Source organism: Anoxybacteroides rupiense (assembly GCF_014196195.1).
Taxonomy (GTDB): domain Bacteria; phylum Bacillota; class Bacilli; order Bacillales; family Anoxybacillaceae; genus Anoxybacteroides; species Anoxybacteroides rupiense.
On sequence record NZ_JACIDF010000003.1, the window covers coordinates 32,494 to 53,703 of the forward strand.

The 21,210-nt window shown below is 44.0% G+C and carries 19 protein-coding genes and 1 riboswitch; of the genes, 13 read left to right on the top strand and 6 right to left on the bottom strand.

The window, feature by feature from the left end; all coding sequences use genetic code 11:
- Nucleotides 1–343 precede the first annotated feature (343 nt).
- From GGQ95_RS06140 to ytkD, 5 genes are all read left to right on the top strand, one after another.
- Entirely contained in the window at nucleotides 344–781 is a 438-nt protein-coding gene (locus GGQ95_RS06140) for a Dps family protein (RefSeq protein WP_066150023.1), read from the top strand.
- Between the two features lie 412 nt (nucleotides 782–1,193).
- Nucleotides 1,194–1,613, top strand: coding sequence for a phage holin family protein (locus GGQ95_RS06145; RefSeq protein ID WP_066150026.1), 420 nt, complete (start codon nucleotides 1,194–1,196; stop codon nucleotides 1,611–1,613).
- A gap of 62 nt (nucleotides 1,614–1,675) precedes the next feature.
- Complete coding sequence (locus GGQ95_RS06150; protein ID WP_044745852.1) at nucleotides 1,676–1,996, top strand: hypothetical protein; 321 nt, start codon at nucleotides 1,676–1,678, stop codon at nucleotides 1,994–1,996.
- Between the two features lie 258 nt (nucleotides 1,997–2,254).
- The gene (locus GGQ95_RS06155) at nucleotides 2,255–2,620 is read left to right on the top strand and encodes a Na-translocating system protein MpsC family protein (RefSeq protein ID WP_044745853.1); all 366 of its coding nucleotides are present in this window, start codon (nucleotides 2,255–2,257) and stop codon (nucleotides 2,618–2,620) included.
- Between the two features lie 520 nt (nucleotides 2,621–3,140).
- Entirely contained in the window at nucleotides 3,141–3,602 is a 462-nt protein-coding gene (ytkD, locus tag GGQ95_RS06160; RefSeq protein ID WP_066150029.1) for an RNA deprotection pyrophosphohydrolase, read from the top strand.
- 10 nt (nucleotides 3,603–3,612) lie between these two features.
- Here the strand turns inward: ytkD and GGQ95_RS06165 are convergent, their stop codons facing one another.
- From GGQ95_RS06165 to GGQ95_RS06175, 3 genes are read right to left on the bottom strand one after another with little or no spacing between them, the layout of a single operon-like run.
- Entirely contained in the window at nucleotides 3,613–4,422 is an 810-nt protein-coding gene (locus GGQ95_RS06165; protein WP_066150032.1) for an ABC transporter permease, read from the bottom strand.
- Nucleotides 4,406–5,179 carry an ABC transporter ATP-binding protein gene (locus tag GGQ95_RS06170; RefSeq protein ID WP_183186488.1) on the bottom strand — a complete coding sequence of 258 codons (774 nt, stop codon included), beginning with the start codon at nucleotides 5,177–5,179 and terminating at the stop codon, nucleotides 4,406–4,408. The genes GGQ95_RS06165 and GGQ95_RS06170 overlap by 17 nt, the downstream gene beginning before the upstream one ends.
- Nucleotides 5,180–5,197: 18 nt before the next feature.
- Entirely contained in the window at nucleotides 5,198–6,202 is a 1,005-nt protein-coding gene (locus GGQ95_RS06175; RefSeq protein ID WP_066150035.1) for an ABC transporter substrate-binding protein, read from the bottom strand.
- A 94-nt stretch (nucleotides 6,203–6,296) separates the two neighbouring features.
- Here GGQ95_RS06175 and GGQ95_RS06180 point away from each other — a divergent pair, with 94 nt between their 5' ends.
- From GGQ95_RS06180 to GGQ95_RS06195, 4 genes are all read left to right on the top strand, one after another.
- The gene (locus GGQ95_RS06180; RefSeq protein ID WP_080862029.1) at nucleotides 6,297–7,085 is read left to right on the top strand and encodes an alpha/beta hydrolase family protein; all 789 of its coding nucleotides are present in this window, start codon (nucleotides 6,297–6,299) and stop codon (nucleotides 7,083–7,085) included.
- A 41-nt stretch (nucleotides 7,086–7,126) separates the two neighbouring features.
- A complete protein-coding gene (locus tag GGQ95_RS06185; RefSeq protein WP_066150041.1) occupies nucleotides 7,127–7,369 on the top strand; it encodes a DUF2584 domain-containing protein in 243 nt (80 codons plus the stop codon).
- Between the two features lie 506 nt (nucleotides 7,370–7,875).
- The gene (locus tag GGQ95_RS06190) at nucleotides 7,876–9,372 is read left to right on the top strand and encodes an NADH dehydrogenase subunit 5 (RefSeq protein ID WP_183186489.1); all 1,497 of its coding nucleotides are present in this window, start codon (nucleotides 7,876–7,878) and stop codon (nucleotides 9,370–9,372) included.
- Nucleotides 9,365–11,980: a DUF2309 domain-containing protein gene (locus GGQ95_RS06195; RefSeq protein WP_183186577.1), complete on the top strand. Its 2,616-nt coding sequence runs from the start codon at nucleotides 9,365–9,367 to the stop codon at nucleotides 11,978–11,980. The genes GGQ95_RS06190 and GGQ95_RS06195 overlap by 8 nt, the downstream gene beginning before the upstream one ends.
- A 211-nt stretch (nucleotides 11,981–12,191) precedes the next feature.
- Here GGQ95_RS06195 and pckA read toward each other — a convergent pair whose 3' ends face one another.
- Nucleotides 12,192–13,778 (bottom strand): phosphoenolpyruvate carboxykinase (ATP), encoded by a 1,587-nt coding sequence (gene pckA, locus GGQ95_RS06200; RefSeq protein ID WP_159720288.1) that lies wholly within the window; start codon nucleotides 13,776–13,778, stop codon nucleotides 12,192–12,194.
- Nucleotides 13,779–13,998: 220 nt separating this feature from the next.
- Nucleotides 13,999–14,114: riboswitch (SAM riboswitch) on the top strand.
- A 162-nt stretch (nucleotides 14,115–14,276) separates the two neighbouring features.
- Between pckA and metK the strand changes: the two genes are divergently transcribed.
- Both metK and asnB read left to right on the top strand, forming a co-directional pair.
- Nucleotides 14,277–15,485, top strand: a complete 1,209-nt coding sequence (metK, locus tag GGQ95_RS06205) for a methionine adenosyltransferase (protein ID WP_044745863.1) — start codon at nucleotides 14,277–14,279, stop codon at nucleotides 15,483–15,485.
- Nucleotides 15,486–15,670: 185 nt separating this feature from the next.
- Nucleotides 15,671–17,569: an asparagine synthase (glutamine-hydrolyzing) gene (asnB, locus tag GGQ95_RS06210; protein ID WP_183186490.1), complete on the top strand. Its 1,899-nt coding sequence runs from the start codon at nucleotides 15,671–15,673 to the stop codon at nucleotides 17,567–17,569.
- Here asnB and GGQ95_RS06215 read toward each other — a convergent pair.
- Together GGQ95_RS06215 and GGQ95_RS06220 are read right to left on the bottom strand one after the other, a co-directional pair.
- A complete protein-coding gene (locus GGQ95_RS06215) occupies nucleotides 17,566–18,417 on the bottom strand; it encodes a C39 family peptidase (RefSeq protein ID WP_066150059.1) in 852 nt (283 codons plus the stop codon). The genes asnB and GGQ95_RS06215 overlap by 4 nt on opposite strands.
- 127 nt (nucleotides 18,418–18,544) lie before the next feature.
- Nucleotides 18,545–19,078: a gamma carbonic anhydrase gene (locus tag GGQ95_RS06220; protein WP_044745866.1), complete on the bottom strand. Its 534-nt coding sequence runs from the start codon at nucleotides 19,076–19,078 to the stop codon at nucleotides 18,545–18,547.
- Nucleotides 19,079–19,169: 91 nt separating this feature from the next.
- Between GGQ95_RS06220 and GGQ95_RS06225 the strand changes: the two genes are divergently transcribed.
- Together GGQ95_RS06225 and tbcS are read left to right on the top strand one after the other, a co-directional pair.
- Nucleotides 19,170–19,967, top strand: a complete 798-nt coding sequence (locus GGQ95_RS06225; protein WP_183186491.1) for an alpha/beta hydrolase — start codon at nucleotides 19,170–19,172, stop codon at nucleotides 19,965–19,967.
- Between the two features lie 25 nt (nucleotides 19,968–19,992).
- Nucleotides 19,993–21,060 (top strand): tetraprenyl-beta-curcumene synthase, encoded by a 1,068-nt coding sequence (gene tbcS / locus GGQ95_RS06230; RefSeq protein WP_183186492.1) that lies wholly within the window; start codon nucleotides 19,993–19,995, stop codon nucleotides 21,058–21,060.
- Nucleotides 21,061–21,210: the final 150 nt, after the last annotated feature.

Genomic DNA, 21,210 nt, shown 5'->3' on the forward strand with positions numbered 1-21,210 from the left:
CCCATGCACCAGCATGCCGCAAAAACAATCGACCCATTTACTTTCTGATCGGATTTATACATATGTTCGTTTCTATTGATATGGCACAAGTAAAAGGAGTGAAGCAATGGTAGTTAAGTAGGTGGATGATCGAACAAAACCAATGGGAGTAAGTTTGAGCATATTCTTCTTGAGCAACGAATGCTTTGCGGGCAAATAGATTAAAATAATGGGTCGTCCACCTTGTATTTATAATTGAAAAGAGAGAAGAATTTTTCCGTTTTTTGCGAGATGGGTATGAAATAGGTTATAATTAGAAATGTAAGTTTATTTTGTAAAAAATATGGTGAAGGAGAGGATCAAGATGAAAAATCTAACGGACATGGTCAATAAACAGATTGCCAATTGGAGTGTATTATACATCAAACTCCATAATTATCATTGGTTTGTCAAAGGACAGCAATTTTTTACATTGCATACAAAATTCGAAGAATTATACAATGAAGCAGCCCTCCATATTGACGAGTTAGCAGAGCGGCTGCTTGCGCTAGGAGGAGCGCCTGTCGCTACAATGAAAGATTGTCTCGAAAGCGCGTCTGTTAAAGAAGCAAAAGGCAATGAAACAGCTGAAGAGATGGTTGGCGCGCTTGTCAGCGACTTTGAGACGATGATTCAAGAGCTAAAAGATGGAATGCAGCTAGCTGATGAGGTAGGGGATGAAACAACGGGAGATATGCTTTTAGGAATCCACCAAAGCCTTGAAAAGCACGTGTGGATGTTAAAATCGTTTCTTGGCAAATAAGCAAAAAAGATCGCTTCCATATCGGGAGCGATCTTTTTTGCTGTTTGGGCAGTTGTTTACACTCTTTTTTTCTATTTTCATAAAATAGAGTAACTACGTGTTGATCATCGATGGTTTTATCACTTTACCACATAACGAGGCTTTTCAGCCATTTTCGTATTTTGGATCAATCGATTGTGGCATCAGAAAAGCTATCTGCCTGTCCATGATCCCTCCATTAGGCGTGTTGATGATTATGTTCTATGCCTGTTCCTTTTTAACAAGGGGTAGTACGGAAAAGATCCCCCCTTTGTCTCCTTGATTCAGGAAATAAGGAAGAAAGACTTCTTTTCGGTCTAGCTCTTCCGCATTTCTTGCATGAAATCATAGATCATCAACAGATGTGATATTGTTGAATCAACACTTTTGACCTATGAAACATGAAAGGCGGGAAACCGTGGCCAAACATTCATTTTTTTTCGGAATTTCGCTCATTGGTTCATTTGTTTCATCTGTATTTGGAGGATTGGACATATTAGTGGTGATTTTAGTTTGCTTCGTCGTGATTGACTATATAACTGGTATTGTTGCAGGGGCTCTTGAAGGAAAGCTGTCAAGCGAGATCGGTTTTCGGGGGATTGTGCGGAAATTATTGATTTTTGTATTAGTAGCAGTGGCACATCTAATCGATCTTGCTTTAGGACAGAACAATCATTTTATTCGTGATGCAACGACCTTCTTTTATATGGCGAATGAAGTCATTTCAATTGTTGAAAATGTAGGAAGGACAGGATTACCTATTCCGGGCTTTCTGATAAAAGCAATTGAATTATTAAAAGATCGGGCTAAATAAGCATAATTTTTATTTGTTCATCCACACTACGAATAGGACAGATTGTAAAGGAGCTGAAGGGTGTGAAAGAGCAAAATAAAAAAACGTATTATGTGTCGATTGCTCACGGTGAAATCTCTCAAGTAAAGACAGCGTCTCCATGGGATTTTCAAATCGAGGCAACGGACGAAGAAATTATTCAATTAAGGGAATATTTTGACCAAAACTATTCCTCTGATTGGCAGGCGTTTTGGAGAGCGCATGTTCCATATATACAGTATCATTATGATCGCGAAAACGATGCATACGATGATACGATGAAAAAAATTTATCAGCTTATTTATAAATTAGGAAATGAAGAAGCAAGGCAGCATATTCGCTCAATGGGATGGGTTCAAGAATAAGGATGGGCTGCTGCGCTTCATGTCATACCTTTGTTTTTCTTGACAGTCCAAATCGATTCGCTATAATAAAAAATAAATTGAGACAAGGACTTGATAACTAAATGACATGGACAGCTTTCGCGCTTTTGTGAAGGAGACGAGCAAAAGGAAGAAGCGAACGAATGGATTAAGTGATGTGATGTGAACCGAGATGGATCGGTATGTTTCACTTTTTATAGTGGAGCATGCCGTTTTTGTTTCGAAGGGGGAGAAATACGAATGAAATCTAAAGGAGAGATGGAAGATCAAATTAGCCGGGCTCTGACGCAATGGGAGAAAGAGTATTTGGGGAGGGGCCCCATATCCGTTAAAACGGATATTATCCGCAATATGATTATTGTGCAAATGCGCGGACTTTTAACACCTGCTGAACAAAAATTGGCAGAGACAAAAGAAGGGCTGTTGGCCGTTAAAAGAATTCGCTCAGATTTAATTGAATCAGGCAGCGAGCAGCTAAGAGAGATCATCGTAACGATGACAGGAAAACAAGTAATGAGTGTTCATACAGATATAAGCACCCGTACAGGAGAACGGATTATTGTGTTTTCGCTAGCCGACAACTTTGAAGAAGAATTTCAAAAATAATGGAGTGCAGTTCACCTAGTTCTTTCATTTTCTTTATCTTCTTTATCGTTTTTTGTATTTCTTATGAAGAAGGCTGCCTAATCAGTCGATTTTTCGGCTGCAGGCTGCCTCTCTTTATTTTTGCGAGAAGTTAGTACGGCGAATGTTTGAGGTTTCTATAATATAAATGCCACTTGAAGCTGGACATGCCAAGTGGCTTCTTGGTATAAGCAAGTAAACAGGTGTTGATGCTCCATTGTTTTTAATAAAAAACCACAGAATGATAGGATGACACACAAGCTTTTCCGCTTTTCTCCTCGAAACAAACGCATTTGCCCGTAAATTCAAAAAAGCATGCTGAAACATTCCAGTCGGCAAACAAACGGTGTGCGACTACGGCAGAAAAGCGGGGAATGAAGCGATGCCAATCGGCTTTTATTGGCTGGCCGACACATTATATAGCGCTTAAGCTTAACTGGCACTGCGAGTAAAGTGAGAAGTATAATAGGAATAAAGATCATGACAATGGAGTTTGATAAGGATGTTTGTTTTTTGGGACTATTATGGAAATCAAGTGCAGTTGTCATTTGCTGACCATCCGTTTTCCAAAACGCCAGATCATGTTTGGGTCGTCTGCCGTTACCACCAGCAGTGGTTGCTGACCAATCATCGCGAACGTGGTTTAGAGTTTCCTGGAGGAAAGAGGGAAGGAAAGGAAACACCTGAACAAGCAGCGATTCGCGAAGTGAGAGAAGAGACCGGGGGAGTCATCGAACAGCTGGAATATATCGGGCAGTACAAAATTGGAAATGAGATGATTAAAAATATTTATTTTGCTGAAATTGAAGCGCTTCAGCCACAGTCCACCTATTTGGAAACAGATGGCCCAGTTCTGTTAAAGGAACTGCCTCAGCATGTAAGAACAGATGAACGCTTCAGTTTTATTATGAAAGACGATGTGCTTATGTATACACTTGAAGAAATAAAGAGACGTTCTCTGTAATTGAACGTCTCTATCGGTTTTTGATCAGCGATTTTTCGATTAAAGCCACTATTTGGTACATCAAAGTGGCTAAAACAGCAATAATAAGCAGACTTAGCAGAACGAGCGTGAAATTAAATACTTGGAATCCATAAATAATCATGTACCCAAGCCCTTGCTTGGAAACAAGGAACTCACCGACGATCACTCCAACCCAAGATAAGCCGACATTCACTTTTAAAGTGGAGATAATGGCTGGGAATGAAGCGGGCAGAACGGCTTCTTTAAAGCATTGAAAACGGCTGGCTCCGAAAGTTTTGAGCACCTTGATATAATTCGCGTCCACTTCGCGAAACGAGGTATAGACGACGATGGTGGTAATGATCACAGAGATAACGGTTCCCATCGCGATAATCGAAGAAAAATTAGGTCCAAATGCGACGATTAAAATCGGACCGAGCGCTACTTTGGGCATGGCGTTTAAAATGACTAAATACGGATCAGCGATTTTAGAAAAGCGCGGAAACCACCAAAGCAATGCGGCTAAGCATGTGCCAAGAAGCGTACCAAGAATAAATCCAAGCACGGTTTCAAATAAGGTAACACCAATGTGTGAAAAAAGCGATCCATCTTCTATCTTTCCCATCAACAATGACCAGATTTTTGACGGGGAGCTGAACAAAAGCGGATCAATCCATTGATAGCGGCTAGCAGCCTCCCAAAGCATGAAAAAACCAACGAAAATGATGAGCTGATAAAAACGAACCCACCGTTTCTCTTTTCGAAGCGATGCAAGATACTGGTCATGCAAGGATGGCTTGTGATTAGTAAGTGGTTTCAAGTGAATCCAGCTCCTTCCAAAGAAATTGGAACAGCTCGGAAAAGGACGGATGCTGCCGGGCGGCAAATGGCGGCAACTGCCGAAGCTCGCTAGGTACGAGGAACGTTCGTACAAGGCGTCCGGGTTTAGCTGCGAATAAGAAAATTCGATCGCTCATGGCAATGGCTTCGCCAATATCATGAGTGACAAGCAAGGCGGTTTTTCTGTATTCTTTCAAGGTTTGCCAAACGAGTTCCTCTAATCTGAGTTTGGTTTGATAATCTAAAGCGGAAAATGGCTCATCAAGCAGCAAAATTTTCGGATCCGTTGCCAACGTCCGGGCTAGGGCAGCTCGCTGGCGCATGCCTCCTGACAATTGATTCGGGTAATGCTTTTCCGTTCCCTTTAGATCCATGCGTTCAAGCAATGAAAGCGCGCTGGCTCGCATTTCTGGGGTGTCAATCTCCATAATCTTTAAACCGAGAAAAAGATTTTCTTCGATTGTTTTCCAAGGGAATAGATAGTCCTGCTGCAGCATATAGCCGACAGCTGGATGAATGGCCTGCATTTTTTTCCCTTCCAGCGTGACGGTTCCTTCTGTCGGCTGAATAAGAGAGGCAATGATAGAAAGCAAGGTAGTTTTTCCGCAGCCGCTAGGACCAATAAAAGAAACGAATTCTCCTTGATCGATGGACAAGGATATATGCTCTAAGGCTGTAGTAGCTGTTTTTTCGGTAAAATACGTGTGGCTGATGTCATGAACAACTAAAAAACTCATCTTGTTCACCTGCCGTTCTTATTTTTCGATTGTTTTTTTCGCAAAGGAGTTGTCGACGAGCGCGGAATAGTCTGAGTGTGGCGGCAATTCCCCTGCTTCTTTCATAATGGCTTGCAGGTTGTTCCATTCTTCTTCGTCAAGAACGGGGTCAGTTGCATAACTGCCTTGTTTTTTGTAGCGATCGACGACTTTTTCGATAATGGAGATATCTGTATCTTTAAAGTATGGTTGGATGGCTTTTGCAATTTCTGCAGCGGTATGGGTTTCGACCCATTGCTGCGCTTGATAAAGAGCGCGAGTAAACTTTTGGATCGTTGCTTGATTATTTTTGATAAAGCTTCGTTTGGCCATGAAGGAAGTATATGGAACATGCCCGGATTCTGTTCCAAAGGAAGCGACAATGTATCCTTTTCCTTCCTGTTCAAAAATACTGGCAGTTGGCTCAAATAATTGAACATAGTCTCCTGTACCGCTGGCAAATGCACTAGGAATGTTGGCGAAATCAATATTTTGAATGAGCTTTAAGTCTTGTTTCGGATCAATTCCGTGTTTTTTGAGGACAAATTCCCCGACCATTTGCGGCATGCCGCCTTTTCTTTGACCGAGAAAGGTGCTTCCGTTTAGTGAATCCCAAGAGAAATGATCGATTTTTTTGCGAGCAACGAGAAACGTCCCATCTGTTTGGGTTAATTGGGCAAAATTAATAACAGGATCTTTCGTTGCTTGGCTATAGACATAGATCGATGTTTCGGAACCGACTAAGGCAATATCCGAGCCGCCGGAGAGCAGGGATGTCATCGTTTTGTCTCCGCCCCATGCGGTTGATAATTCGACATCAAGCCCTTCCTTCTTAAAAAACCCTTTAGAAATGGCAACATATTGAGGAGCGTAAAAAATGGAACGGGTGACTTCTGCAACGCGAACTTTTTGTACAGAAGGCTGATCCTGCTTTTCGCAGGCTGCCGAGATGACGAAGCTAATGGTGAAAAATGAAATCAGCGCGGTGCGCAGCCATTTTTTCATTGTTATAAACCTCCTTAGTAATAGATGTTAAATATGTACCTTATCGTATGCTGTCGGAAAAAATGTGTGAATGCCTATGGAAAGGAAGAAAGACATGGATGGACAGATCATAGAGAAACATCGATTTCCATCACCTAATCCGCATATCGATGTATTCTTAATTACCTATTTATCGCAAGGATTGCAAGTAAAAGGATTTTTAGCGATACCGAAAGCTAAAGGGACTTATGATGGCTTCCTTTATCTTCGCGGCGGAATGAAAAATGTTGGGAAGGTGCGTCTTTCCCGAATTACGCAATTTGCAGCTGAGGGATTTGTCGTCATGGCTCCTTTTTATCGCGGCAATCAGGGTGGGGAAGGAAATGAAGATTTTGTTGGAGAAGATCGCTATGATGCGTTAAGTGCTTTTCGGGTGCTACAAAACCTCCCGCAGGTAGATAGCAGACGCATTCACGTGTTCGGTTTTTCTCGCGGAGGAGCTATGGCCCTCCATACAGCTATCTTAGAAAATCAAATTTGTTCAGTTGTTGTTTGGGGAGGAGTTTCCGATGTGATGTTGACGTATTGGGAGCGGCTTGACTTGCGAAAAATGATGAAGCGGGTCATTGGCGGAACGCCGACAAAATATCCGGAGCGCTATCGTTGGCGAACACCGCTTTATAGCATTGATCGCATCAAAGCGCCTGTGCTGATTATTCATGGCGAAAAAGATCACAACGTCTCGATAGAACATGCTTATCGGCTTGAAAAGCGGCTAAAAGAACTAGAAAAGCCTGTGACGGCTTGGTATTTCCCTGACTTCACACATTATTTTCCACCAAAGGACAATCGGGAAACGGTTCATCGTTTAGCGGAATGGATGAAACAGCAGGGACGGTCATGATACTATAAATAAAGAACGAAGAGGAAAGGATGTAGATATAAATGGGGATGCCATTAGAATTGCAAACATTGATTGTGACAAAGGGAAAAGAACAGCGAATTGAAGATAATTTGTTTGTGCTTGAAAAGGAAGGATACCGCCTTTATCCAATCGATATCCCCCTTGAAGTAAAGCGGACGTTGCAAAGCGAAGCAAGCGGACAAGCAGTAGTTAAAAAGCTAGAACTGGCGAATAACCGAACGATTATCACATATGAACTCATCTCGCTTCATTCGACCAACTAGCATTTTCTAGATGGATCTGGAGCCCTCTGCCTCCCAATGAAATCGCGAATGGATCAAAAACGATTTTGCCTCGGAGCAAAATCGTTTTTGTTGATAAGCGCTTGGCTTGCATCTTTTCGTTGTATTTATTACGATCATGAGTCATATAAAAAATAAAGGATGCAAAGTTGACAAAATTGTTGTATAATGATAATAACTTTTTTATAGTAAATATCATAATATTTGTATATTCTTCCATGCAGGGAGTTCTTCAAAAAGCAGGGTGGCGTTCACCTCGGCTTGTTGGAGGAAACCCAATCATGGAAAAGCAGGGACGGGAGATCTTCTACGATCTGGAAATCACATAGATGGAATGAAGATAAACCGGCTATGATTCATTGATAGACAGAAGGGCAGCCTTTTGCTGAAAAAGGCGCCTCTGTCCAATGGCATAGTCGGTTTTTTCTTTTCTTTCCAACGTCATTAATAAGCACCATGCACGGAGGAGAAGGAGAGGGGGAAACGGATTGTTATTTATATGGAGTTGGTTTATTTCAGTAGGAATCGTATTTGTCAGCGGTGCCCTATGTCTATATTCGCGTATTCCGGAGCGTTACGTATACATTCATACCCGTTTATTGCTGCTGCCGGCGGCCGCGGCGCTTATCGGATGGATCGGAGCGGGATCAGGGACGGAAGTTGGAGCATGGAGATTCGATGGAATTAGTTGGCTTATGGCCTTCTATATTTCTTTACTCAGTTGGATCATTCAAACGTTTTCGCTGCGCTATTTGCATGGCGATCGCGCATACCGGCATTATTTTTGGCTGTTAACATGGACTGCTGGAGCGGCATCGGTCATATGGAGCAGCAATGATTTGCGCATAATGGCCATTTGTTGGGGACTGCCATTCGTTGGTCTTGCCGCGTTGACATGGTTAAAAAGGGAATGGGCGCCGTCACGCGCGGCTGCGATGCAAATGGGAATCATGTTTTTGGCAAGTTGGCTGGCAGTGGCGGTGTTGGCTGTATGGATATGGACTGTGACGGGGAAATGGAGCATGTCGGCCGCTTTATTAGCTGATCAATTGGCAGAGATAAGCTTTTGGGGAAGAATAGCAATGAACGGATTATTGCTATTGGCTGCGCTGATTCCGGCGGGACAATGGCCGTTTCATCGCTGGTTGCTTGAGTCTGCAGTGACTCCGACTCCTGTATCAGCGGTGATGCATGCAGGACTCGTTAATGCTGGCGGCCTGCTGTTGGCGCGCTTTTCCCCACTATTTAACATGCCAGCGGCGCATGAGGCGCTATTTATCATCGCCTTTCTATCTATTTTGCTCGGTACAGGTATTAGCTTTGTCCACGTCGATTATAAGAGGCAGTTAGTCGCTTCAACGATGGCGCAAATGGGAGTGATGTTCGTTCAATGTGCTTTAGGCGCTTACGGGGCAGCTGTGGTTCATCTGATTTTACATGGATTGTTCAAAGCGACATTGTTCTTGCAATCAGGATCTGTTGTACCGCGTCCTGAACGCATTGTGCGTGTGAAAGGAGGCGGATCCTGGTGGGGAGGCGCTTTAATAGGATTAGCAGTGGGGATGGCGTTTTGGATTGCTTCTCCTTCAGAGCCGACTCGGCTTTTCAGCGCATTGCTTCTTGGAGCATCGATGATGATAGCCTGGGGACGTCTTGCTGATTTTCGTGAAGGGCGCTGGCTTGGGTTGGTGACGGTGGTCATGCTAGCATTAGCTTCTGAAGAAGTAAGACATTTCTTGACGGAGTTTGTGCAAGCTGCGTTACCATCTGGAAGCGCACCGCCGTCTGCGCTCGAATGGCTGGCATTTGTATTGTTTGCTTCTGCTGCTATCGTTACTTTCTGGATTGTTCGGCATCGTTCATCTCTATTGTTTGTCCGATTCTATATGTGGCTTGTTCATTTTGGAGAGCCGCGCCTATCAACTGTTGAACCACACCCGCACTATTTGAGCATTTATGTGAAGGAGGGAGCTAGTGATGAGTAAACAGGCCATTTCGCTTGAACGTCCCCGCAAGCAGGCAACACGAAAAGCGGTGTCTGGCATAGAGCGCCCAATCGCTAAGATAGTCGAGAAGGCAAGCGAAGTCATTGCTCCGCTTTGGCCTATCTCTACTTTCATTGCCCGTCATCCGTGGATGGAACTTGAATATTTACCATTTTCAGAAGTGGCCGAACGATTTCAACGCATGCCTGGCATCCATCTATATCCGACGATGGCATCCTTTCGTGCAGCGCTTGAAAAAGGCGAAATTGATCTCTCATTTTTGGAGAGAAAGCTGCATCGCTGGCTTGATGCACAGAATCTTTCAGTGCCTCGCCATGAAGCAGAACGATTATGCCGCGCCTTTCTTTGGAATGATGAGGTACCAGCGGAATGGTTGGCTTCCTCTGAATGGAATCAGTTGCTGGCAGCTACTTCTTGGCGGAACGCGGTTATTCAGCCGTTAAGTGCGCATAATAGCAAGCAAAAACAACGTCTTGATCAGCAAATGATAAAATGGTGCAAATTGTTTTTAGATGAAGGACAGGCGGCGTGGGGGCTGCCATTTCGAGAGCTTGGATTGTTTGGCGCCTGGCGCCAGCTGGTCGGGCATGATCCGGCGTTGACGAAAGATGAACGGCAACGGCTTTTTGACTGGCCGAGTGCTCCAGAGCTGGCGTTGCAGCGCGTCTTGTCTGAATTGAACGTAGATGAAGAGACAGCGGTCAACTATCTTGAAGCCCACCTTCTGGCTTTGCCGGGATGGGCTGGCATGTTGCTCTGGCGTTCTAAACAAACGGGTCAAGATACCGCCTTACTCGTCGATTATTTGGCCATTCGTCTTTCGCTAGAATGGACATTGATGGCTCCGGATTTGCCATTGGATCCTAGCATGGACGATGATGTTGCTGATGATTGGCGTCAGCTATTGGTTGCGTGGCTACATTGGGGAGGTATGACAGCAGCTAAATGGCAGCAACTGAAAGCAGAGGAACAATGCGCCCGCCTAGCGTTTGCCGACCGCTTTTGGCGCTTGGAGCGATACCGCCTTTGGCTTGAGGCATGGGAAGAAACGTATGAAGAACAGTTAAAGACAACGATTCGATCTTCTTGTTCTGCAGATGAGCAGAAACCTGCTGCCCAGTTTCTTTTTTGCATTGACGTTCGTTCAGAAGTGTTTCGCCGTCATCTTGAAGAAGCCGGACCATTTGAAACGTATGGATGTGCTGGATTTTTTGGCATTCCGATCAAGACGCGTGAACTGGATAGCCATCATACTCATCCATCATGTCCGGCCATCGTCCAACCGCAGCAGGAGATTTGCGAAGTGGCTGCTGTACCGGAAAGCGTGACGGATTATCGACGCCGTCGCAATATGTTCCGGTTTGCCGGACAAATATTTAAGAAAGTAAAGCAAAATTTGCTAGCGAGTTTATTATTGCCCGAAATGAGCGGATCTTGGCTTGGATTGCATACTCTTATGCGCAGCGCCGCTCCTAAGAAGGCAGGTCATTTGTTCCGAAAGATAGAAGAGACGATGGAGAAAAAGCCGTCAACAGCGCTGGTGCTCGAGCGGCAAGAGAAATCAGAAGCATCAGATCTGCCCATCGGATTTTCAACGGAGGAAAAAATTCAATACGTTCAGCAGCTGCTTCACAGTATAGGACTGACTTCATCGTTTGCGCCATTGGTGATCGTATGCGGCCATGAAAGCGCAACAGTGAATAATCCGTATGCTTCTTCGCTCGATTGCGGCGCATGTGGCGGAGCAGCGGGAGCATTTAATGCCCGAGTGTTTGCCGCTCTTGGCAATTTGCCAGAAGTACGCGAGGGACTTGCGCAACGCGGCATCGTCATTCCAGATGAAACCGTATTTGTGGCTGCAGAGCATGTGACAACGATCGATGAACTGCGCTGGATTGAAATTCCGGTGTTATCAGAATCAGCACAGCAGGCGTTCCACTTAGTAGAAAGCGTGCTTCCTAAAGTAAGCCGGAATGCGAATGAGGAGCGTTGTGCAAAATTGCCGTCCATTGGAAAAAGACCAAATGATGCGGTAGCGGAGGTACAGCGTCGGGCTGTTGACTGGAGTGAAATTCGCCCGGAATGGGGGCTTGCGGGAAATGCCGCGTTTGTAATTGGCAGCCGTAGCCGAACAAAGCATTGCCATCTCGATGGAAGAGTATTTTTACACAGCTACGATTGGCGACAAGATCCTACTGGTGAGCTTCTCTCGGGCATTATCAGCGGACCGGCTACAGTAGGACAATGGATTAATTTGCAATATTACGCATCGACCGTTGCCCCTCACTATTACGGAAGCGGCAGCAAAACGACGCAGACGGTCACTTCCGGGATTGGAGTGATGCAAGGCAACGCCAGCGATTTGCTTACTGGGCTGCCTTGGCAGTCCGTAGCCGCTTCGGATCAGGAGTTATTTCATTCGCCGCTTCGATTGCTTGTTGTCATTGAAGCGCCGCGTTACTATATTGAGCGTTTGCTCACCGAGCACTTGCCTTTTTCTCAAAAAGTGAAAAACGGCTGGCTCCGTCTCGCATCGATTGATCCCGATAGCGGGGAATGGGTGTCGTGGGGACGCTCCCTATTTTAAAAGATATGGAAAAGCCGCTTGGTCCAAGTTATTGGTAAGCGGCTTTCCATATAATCAGGACCAAAATGGGTGAAGAGGAATTTTAACACATGGACCGAGAAGTCTTCTCCCTCTTAACGAAATGGAGGTGGGAGAGGTTTATGCAAGTTTTAGGGTTGCTACATGTACAAAAAAAGGGGGGATCTACACGACGGAAGATGCCCCCTAAATATTAAGCAATTGGTCCGCCAAGCTTTTCAATGCTTGGATCGACATTCGTAAATTTTTTGAAGTTTTCACGGAATTTTGCGGCAAGATCTTTTGCTTTTTGCTCGTATGCTTCTTGATCAGCCCACGTATTTTTTGGAAGCAATACTTCATCAGGCACTCCAGGAACATGCGCCGGAATTTGCAACCCAAAAATTGGATCTTGTACCGTTTCGACGTTGTTCAACTCCCCTTCAAGGGCTGCTTGCACCATTGCTCGCGTATATTGCAGTTTCATGCGGCTGCCGACTCCGTATTCCCCACCGGTCCAGCCTGTATTCACTAAAAACACTTGTACTTGATGCTCGTCGATTTTTTTGCCGAGCATTTCTGCATAACGTGTTGCTGGAAGCGGTAGGAACGGAGCTCCAAAGCAAGTCGAGAACGTTGCTTGCGGTGACGTAATGCCGCGTTCTGTGCCAGCCAATTTGCTTGTATAGCCGCTCAAGAAATGATACATCGCTTGTTCTTTTGTAAGCTTGCTGATTGGCGGTAAAACGCCGAATGCGTCAGCTGTCAAGAACACGATAGTTGCCGGATGGCCAGCGACGCTTGGATCAACAATATTGTCGATCGATTGAATCGGATACGCTGCGCGCGTATTTTCGGTCAACGTTGCGTTGTCGTAGTCAGGAATGCGTGTGTTTTCATCTAGAACGACGTTTTCCAGTACAGCGCCAAAGCGGATCGCATCAAAGATTTGCGGCTCTTTTTCACGTGAAAGATTGATGCATTTTGCATAGCAGCCGCCCTCAATGTTAAACACTCCGCTATTGGACCAGCCATGTTCATCGTCTCCAATTAAACGGCGCTTCGGATCGGCAGAAAGCGTCGTTTTTCCGGTTCCTGATAATCCGAAAAATAGTGCGACATCTCCTTCTGGACCGACGTTTGCCGAGCAGTGCATTGGTAAAATGTTTTGCTCTGGAAGAAGGAAATTCATCACAGAGAAAATGGATTTTTTAATTTCTCCCGCATATTCAGTACCGCCAATGAGCACGATGCGGCGTTCAAACGAAATGATAATAAACGTTTCTGATTTTGTTCCATCGACAGCTGGATCCGCTTTGAAGTTTGGTGCGGAAATGACTGTGAACTGTGCATCGTGTGTTTCCAGCTCTTCCTGTGTCGGACGGATAAAAAGCTGATGTGCGAATAAATTGTGCCAAGCAAATTCATTGATAACCTGAATAGGCAGGCGATAGGCCGGATCAGCTCCAGCGAAGCCTTTGAATACGAATATCTCATCTTTTTGCATTAAATAGTCGATGACTTTATGATATAATTGATCAAAGACTTCTTCGGAAATCGGTTGATTAACTGTGCCCCAATCGATTTTTTCTTTTGTGGAGGCTTCCGCTACAATATATTTATCTTTTGGTGAACGTCCCGTATATTTTCCAGTTGTAGTGGCAACCGCGCCAGTCGCTGTCAGCATTCCTTCTTTGCGCTCAAGAACTTTTTCTACTAGTTGAGAAACAGACAAATTTTGCTGTATGTTTTGCCGTTGGAGCAGTATATTCAACTTATTGGTAACATCAACAATGCTCATCTACAAAACCTACCTTTTTGTAAAGTTATAAACCTGAAATTAGTATAACACATTTAAATAATTAGTCCATACTATTTAACGTAATTTTTCACGTTTATTTTTTGTCTATTTTGTTGCAAATACATATGGAGAAAATTACCCTGTGCAACATGAAAAAATTTTGCCGAATCATGTTGACTTTTTTTTGTTGATTAAGCTATGATAACATATTGAACGGTTACTCTTATCCCGAGTTGGTGGAGGGACAGGCCCAATGAAACCCAGCAACCGTCACAACAATTATACATGTGAAATGGTGCTAACCTGTGGCAAGGCATAGCCCTTGAACGATAAGAGTGAAAGGCGCGATATGAAAGCAAATCACCTTTCCTCGATATCGAAGGAAAGGTTTTTTCGTTTATATAAGCGGGGGAATGAGTGCCGTATCAATTTTTCAGTGATCAGAGGCGCAAAAGGCGGCGTCTCTCAAACATGAACATAAGAGGAGGAAAACAACGAATGTCAGCCAAACGCCGTTTATTCACTTCTGAATCTGTTACAGAAGGCCATCCTGATAAAATTTGCGACCAAATTTCCGACGCGATTTTAGATGCGATTTTAGCAAAAGATCCAAATGCCCGCGTAGCATGCGAAACAAGCGTAACAACGGGTCTTGTATTAGTGAGCGGAGAAATTACGACATCCACATATGTGGATATTCCGAAAATCGTTCGCGATACGGTTCGCGAAATTGGTTATACTCGTGCGAAATTTGGCTTTGATGCTGATACATGCGCAGTATTGACATCGATCGACGAGCAATCACCTGATATTGCCATGGGTGTTGACCAGGCATTAGAGGCGCGTGAAGGTCAGATGACTGACGAAGAAATCGAAGCGATTGGCGCGGGCGACCAAGGATTGATGTTTGGATTTGCTTGCAATGAAACAAAAGAGCTTATGCCTCTGCCGATTTCGCTGGCGCACAAATTAGCTCGCCGTCTCTCAGAAGTGCGCAAAGAAGATATTTTGCCGTATTTGCGTCCAGATGGCAAAACGCAAGTAACAGTGGAATACGATGAAAATGGCAAGCCGGTACGCATCGACACGATTGTTGTTTCGACACAGCATCATCCAGAAATTACGCAGGAGCAAATCGTGCGCAATATTAAAGAACATGTGATTCAACCAGTTGTTCCAGCGGAATTAATCGACGAAAATACAAAATACTTTATCAATCCAACAGGTCGTTTTGTGATCGGCGGTCCACAGGGAGACGCTGGATTAACAGGCCGTAAAATCATTGTTGACACATATGGAGGCTATGCTCGCCACGGCGGTGGCGCGTTTTCAGGAAAAGATCCGACAAAGGTTGACCGTTCGGCAGCCTATGCTGCGCGTTATGTCGCTAAAAATATTGTCGCTGCTGGCCTTGCTGAAAAATGCGAAGTGCAGCTAGCCTATGCAATCGGCGTGGCAAAACCAGTGTCCATCGCCATTGATACATTTGGCACAGGAAAGGTATCTGAAGACATTTTAATTGAAGTGGTGCGCAATAACTTTGATCTTCGTCCTGCTGGCATTATTAAAATGCTTGATTTGCGCCGTCCGATTTACAAACAAACGGCGGCCTATGGTCACTTTGGCCGCGCGGATGTGGATCTTCCATGGGAGCGCACAGACAAAGCGGAAGCGTTAAAAGAGCAGGCTCTTGCATTGGCCAAGTGATAAGGCATCAAAAGAGAGTTACATGAATATGTAGCTCTCTTTCTCTTTTCTGTTTGATTTGCAACGAATGTTGATAAGGTTCGACTAATTTATTGTAATCAATGGTTAAAATAAATGTAACGTTCCAAATGTCCAAATCTGTGGTATAATTTTCGAGTTGAATATAAAGAAGTAGGTGAAACGGCATGTGCGGTTTTATAGGTTGTGTCCATGATCATCCAAAAACACTTGATGAACAATGGAAAAAAACGTTTGAAGAAATGAATGACATGATTACTCATCGCGGTCCTGACGATGATGGATATTTTTTTGATGAACATGTTCATTTCGGCTTTAGACGTCTCAGCATTATCGATTTAGAAGCTGGTCATCAGCCGTTATCGTATGAAAACGAAAAATATTGGATTATTTTTAACGGTGAAATTTACAACTATATTGAACTGCGTGATGAATTATTGCAAAAAGGATATCCATTTGCGACCCACTCCGATACAGAAGTCATTATTGCTTTATATAGCCATGAAAAAGAAAAAGCGGTCGAAAAGCTGCGCGGCATGTTTGCCTTTGTCATTTGGGACAAGGAAGAAAAAGCGGTTTTTGCCGCTCGGGATCCTTTTGGAATCAAGCCATTCTTCTATATGGAAGAGGAAGACCGCACCTTTTTTGCATCGGAGAAAAAAAGCATTTTGCATGCGATAGAAAATGATTTACTTGACTATGAAGCATTGCAGCACTACTTAACATTTCAATATGTCCCTGAACCGATGACGATGTCTGCCGGAATCCGCAAGCTGGAGCCTGGCCACTATATCCAAAAGAAAATTGGCGAACCATTGACGATCCATCGCTATTGGAAAGCGAACTTTCAGCCCGTTGTTCAATCTGAAGATGAGCTTGTAAAAGAAATTCGCGAAGTATTATTTGATTCGGTGAAGGTGCATATGCGCAGCGATGTGCCTGTCGGATCATTTTTATCAGGAGGAATTGATTCATCGCTTATTGCTTCGATTGCCAAGCAATTTCATCCCAACATTAAGACGTTTTCTGTTGGCTTTGAGCGTGAAGGATTCAGCGAGATTGACGTAGCGAAGGAAACGGCGGAAAAACTGGGAGTCGAAAATATTAGCTATGTCATCTCTCCTCAAGAATATATGGATGAACTTCCAAAAATTATGTGGCATATGGACGATCCGCTTGCTGATCCGGCGGCTGTTCCGCTTTATTTCGTTGCTCGCGAGGCAAGAAAGCACGTAACCGTTGTCCTTTCAGGAGAAGGGGCTGACGAGTTATTTGGCGGCTACAATATTTACCGTGAGCCGCAATCGCTGGAGGTTTTTGAACGAATGCCTCAGGCGGCGAAGTCAGCATTGCGAATGATTGCCCGCATTCTTCCTGATGGAGTAAAAGGGAAAAGCTTTATTGAACGCGGTTTAACACCGATGGAGGAACGATATATCGGCAATGCGAAAATGTACAGTGAAGCAGAAAAGCAAAGCTTGCTGAAAAGTTATCGTAGTGGACTGGAGTATACGAATATTACGGCTTCTCTTTATCAGGAAACGCCGGATTATCCGCCTGTCAATCGGATGCAGTATGTCGATATCCATACATGGCTTCGCGGAGACATTTTATTAAAAGCGGATAAAATGACAATGGCGCATTCGCTGGAGCTGCGTGTTCCATTTTTAGATAAAGCGGTGTTTGCGGTAGCAGCCAAAATCGCTCCTGAATGGAAAACGGCGCAGCAGACAACGAAGTATATTTTGCGAAAAGCAGCAGAAGGTATTGTTCCTGACCACGTTTTACACCGTAAAAAACTTGGGTTCCCAGTTCCGATTCGCCATTGGTTGAAAAATGAAATGCATGATTGGGCGAAAAATTTAATTAAAGAGAGCGATACGGATTATTTATTCCATAAAAATCAGCTGTATCGTCTTCTTGATGAGCACTGTGCAGGAAAAGCAGACAATAGCCGAAAGCTTTGGACTGTGTTTGCCTTTTTAATTTGGCATCAGGTTTATGTTGAAAAAAAGTATGATTTTTCCTATTTATATAAAAAAGACAAACAACCATTATCAATCTAATCCGATTGATAAGTGATTGCTTGTCTTCCCATTTGCACCCAAGCATCTAAAAACTCGGCTTTGGGTGCTTTTTGATTTTTTGTCTTTTTCAGCGGGTCGTTAAAATAAATATAGTCCTTATCATATCCAGTAATCACAACAGAATGCTCGTAGTAGGTGATTTGAATAGGGCCGCTTGGAGTATCCCACTCGCGGAAGGCGGAGGCTGGGAGCTTTTTGAATGTGCTGTTTGTAATGATCCAAATGGGCGAGCCTTGAGAAAGATATTTTTGCAGCTCACTAAAATCGCTGCCGGTTAAATTGACAATTCGATGCGGCAAATATTTCTTGGCGAGCTGTTCAATTGGTTCGTGATATACCCCCAGTCCCGGAGTAGTTAGAGAATACATATCGCCGACAAATCCATCATGCGGATTTCCAAAGTATACTTTGCCATTTCGCCGTTGAAACGGAGTCGGGTCCTTTTTTACTTGCTTTGCCAAGGTGATCTTGTCGACTTTCACTCCAGCGTCTTGCAGAAGCATAGCGAGACTAGTTACTTCACAGCCGCGCGGCAGCTCAGGAAGCTGAGAGATCAGCGGGACATCGAGCAAAACGAAAGGTTTGATGTCCTCTTCAATAAAAGTGGAAACGACCCGGCGCAAGCTCGCTTCCTCTTTCATGAAATCCAGTTGTTTCCAACGATTAATCGCCGCTTTAAATTCATGCTGACGAAGCATCACCAATGCTAGCATGGCCAGGCAAAAGGCGACAACAATCATTTTCCAGCCCGTTCTTAGCAAATAAATCGTAATGGCTCCAAGTAAAAGAACGATGAGCGCAAGCAATAAAATAAGACTAGACGACATGCTGTTTTCTCCCTTGTTTTCAAAATTCATACCCTATCATATCATATTCTCAGTGAAAAAAAGGAGAATTTTTAAGCGAAGCGAAAAGATGATGATCGGGTCTTTTGAAAATAGTGAATCATCCCTATCAGTCAGAAGATTCTTTCGCGCGAAGCTGCAGCGATTTGTAGTATTGGCCTTTTTCCACATATTCGCGGCGGATGCGGCTCATTTCTTTTTCATCCTCTTCTGTCAGCTCGCGAATCACTTTAGCAGGACGCCCAAACGCCAACGTTCGCGGCGGAATTTTTTTGCCTTGCGGGACAAGGCTGCCTGCACCGATAAATGCCCCTTCACCAATTTCGGCTCCATCCAAAATAATAGAGCCCATGCCAATTAACGCATTTTTACGAATGATCGCGCTATGCAAAATGACTTGATGTCCGACGGTGACGTCATCTTCAATAATGAGCGGATTATTTGGACTTTGATGCAAAATCGAGTTATCTTGAATATTGACGCGATTGCCGATTTTTGTCGGAGCGACATCGCCTCGGATGACCGTATTAAACCAGATGCTTGTTTCTTCACCGATGATCACATCGCCGGTAATCGTTACATAATCGGCGATAAACGCTGATTCTGCAATTTGCGGATGCTTATCTTTATACGGATAAATCATGGACTTCTTCCTTTCTTCTGATGAAGGTATGTATTTACTATAAGTGTACAAACTTTTTTTATATTCGTAAATGCGAAAGGGGGATTTTGGCATGTGGAAATGGGAAGCAGAGCAGGCAAAATCGGTGGTGGTTATCGTTCACGGTGCGGCTGAGCATCATGGCCGCTATAAATGGCTGATCGAGATGTTCCGTTTACATGGCTTTCACGTAGTGATGGGTGACCTCCCAGGACAGGGAACCACGACGAGAAGGAAAAGAGGGCATATTGGATCATTTGATGAGTATATCAATGAAGTCGCAGACTGGATTAAGGCCGCCCAAGCTTTTCAGTTGCCGATTTTTTTGCTTGGGCATAGCATGGGGGGACTTGTGGTCATCCGTGCTTTGCAGGAGAAACGCTTGCCCGTCAAAGGCGCGATTTTATCTTCACCTTGCTTAGGGTTAGTCACTTATCCGTCTAAAGGCTTGGATCTATTATCGAAGGTATTAAACCATATCGCTCCTTCCATGCTGTTTGACTCAGGACTGTCAGTAGAAGCAGCGACAAGAAATGAAGAAGTACGCGAGATGGATAAAAATGATTCCCTCTATGTCACGAAGGTATCTGTTCGCTGGTATCGTGAATTAGTGAAAGCGATGCAAATGGCCTCTCGCAAAATTCATAAAATTTCCGATATTCCATTGTTGCTCATGCAGGGCGGAAACGATAAAATTGTGGATAAAGTAGTTGTAAAAGAATGGTTTGACAAATTGCCAGTATCAGAAAAGGTGTATAAGGAATGGAATTTACTATATCACGAAATTTTTAATGAACCGGAGCGTGAAGCGGTCTTTTTATACGCAAAGGCATTTTTAGAAACGCAGCTGCAGCTGCAAAAAACATTGTAAACGGCATGAGGTTGGGGTGAGCTTGTTGAGTATTCCGAAGCATCCAGTTTCTTTAATGAGGAGAGTTTATCGCGATGTATTTCCTGTCGTACACCGCGAATTAGCATATTGGAAGCGAAAAGCCGAGGCAATTCCTGATCCGGAGCTGCGAAGGCAAGCGCTGGCCAGTATTGAAACGAAAACCTTTCATTGTGAGGGAGGTTCTATTTTAGCGTTATTGGCTGAAGAGGATATAGCGCCCTGTATCCGTTTTATTGTAGCTTACCAAACCATTAGCGATTATCTTGATAATTTATGTGACCGCAGCACATCGCTTGACCCGCTTGATTTTCAAACATTGCATGCTTCGATGCCAGATGCGCTGCGGACTGACGCGATTCCTTTCAATTATTATCGCCATCGCAATGAACAAAATGATGGCGGCTACCTTTGGGAGCTTGTTCATACCTGCCAAAATGTGCTGAAACAAGTGAAGCATTATCACATTATTGCTCCATTTTTGCAGGAGCTGGCAGGCTATTATTGCAATTTGCAAGTACATAAGCATGTGAAGCAAGAAGAACGGGTACCGCGCCTTGAACGGTGGTTTGAAGAGCATAAACATCATCTTCCACCGATGGAGTGGTATGAATTTTCCGCTTGTTCCGGTTCGACTCTTGGAATTTTTTGCCTAGTTGCCTACGCATTTACCGATTCGTTTAACGATGAGATGGCTTTGCGCGTCCGTAACGGTTATTTTCCTTATATTCAGGGACTGCACATTTTGCTTGATTATTTTATTGATCAAGAAGAGGACCGTAACGGCGGAGATCTGAATTTTTGCTTTTATTATCCGAATGACGCGGCTTTATTTGAACGGCTTTGTCATTTTATCGAGGAGGCGGATCGCCATGTGGAGGAGCTGCCGCATGGAGCTTTTCATCGTTTGATTCACCGCGGGTTACTAGGTCTGTATTTATCAGATGGAAAGGTGAATGAACAGCGCGAAGTACAAAGATTGGCTAAGCGTTTGATCCGTTGCGGCGGAGCTATTTCTCACTTTTTTTATTGGAATGGACGCATGTATCGAGCATGGCAGAAATGGACAAAGTAAAGGGCTGTCCATAGCTTGGACAGCCCTTTTTATGGTAGACGAAGTCCATTTTGAGTTGGTCTTCTATTTATTTTGAACTTCATCCATTCCGCATCAAACATTGAACAGACAAAGAATGAAGCTGAGCTAAGTGTGTGGATCAACCAATAA